This window comes from Neisseria sp. P0021.S006, from assembly GCF_051956895.1.
On record NZ_JBQCWZ010000680.1, the window covers coordinates 1 to 742 of the forward strand.

The 742-nt window shown below is 47.3% G+C and carries 2 protein-coding genes; one reads left to right on the forward strand and one right to left on the reverse strand.

Annotated features, from left to right (window positions below):
* Positions 1–304, reverse strand: a 304-nt coding sequence (locus ACTHUM_RS16435; RefSeq protein ID WP_440403486.1) for an SDR family NAD(P)-dependent oxidoreductase, incomplete at its 3' end; no start/stop codon positions are given.
* A gap of 129 nt (positions 305–433) precedes the next feature.
* On the opposite strand from ACTHUM_RS16435, the gene ACTHUM_RS16440 reads away from it, so the two are divergent.
* The coding region (locus ACTHUM_RS16440; RefSeq protein ID WP_440403487.1) for a Tex-like N-terminal domain-containing protein at positions 434–742 on the forward strand (309 nt) is incomplete at its 3' end.

Consider the following 742-nt stretch of genomic DNA (forward strand, 5'->3'; position numbering starts at 1 on the left):
ACACATTGTTGTCGTAGTATTTCATTGGTTCGGCCACGCTTTCACCGACGGCCTTCAAGCCGGCAAAATGGATGACGGCATCAATATCGTGTTCTGCAAAGATTTGACGCAACACTTCACGATCACGGATATCCCCTTGATAAAAAGGCACAGACTTGCCGGTAATCTTTTCCAAGCGCGGGAGGATATTGGCAGACGAATTGCACAAATTGTCCAAAATCACAGCATTAAAGCCTGATTTCAGCAGGGAAACAACGGTATGGGAACCGATAAAGCCGGTACCGCCGGTGATAAGAATAGTCATTGGTTTTCCTTATACAGCATATGTTATCTTGTTTTGAATGAAGTGTATCAGTATTATCCTTTGTCTTCCCAAAAATTATCTTACGTTGTGCTGTCCTATCAATCGTTCAGATGGAATATGAAGGAATATATGAACATTACCCAAATTCTCTCCCAAGAACTCTCCGCCACTACCGCGCAAATCAATGCCGCCATTGAGCTTTTGGACGACGGCGCGACCGTACCCTTTATCGCGCGTTACCGTAAAGAAGCCACGGGTGGGCTGGACGATACGCAGCTGCGCCAGCTTGCCGAGCGGCTGCAATATCTGCGCGAATTGGAAGATCGCAAAGCCGTTGTTTTAAAAAGTATTGAAGAGCAAGGCAAGCTTTCAGACGACCTCAGGGCGCAAATCGAAGCTGCCGACAACAAAACCGCGCTGGAAGACCTGTATCTGCCC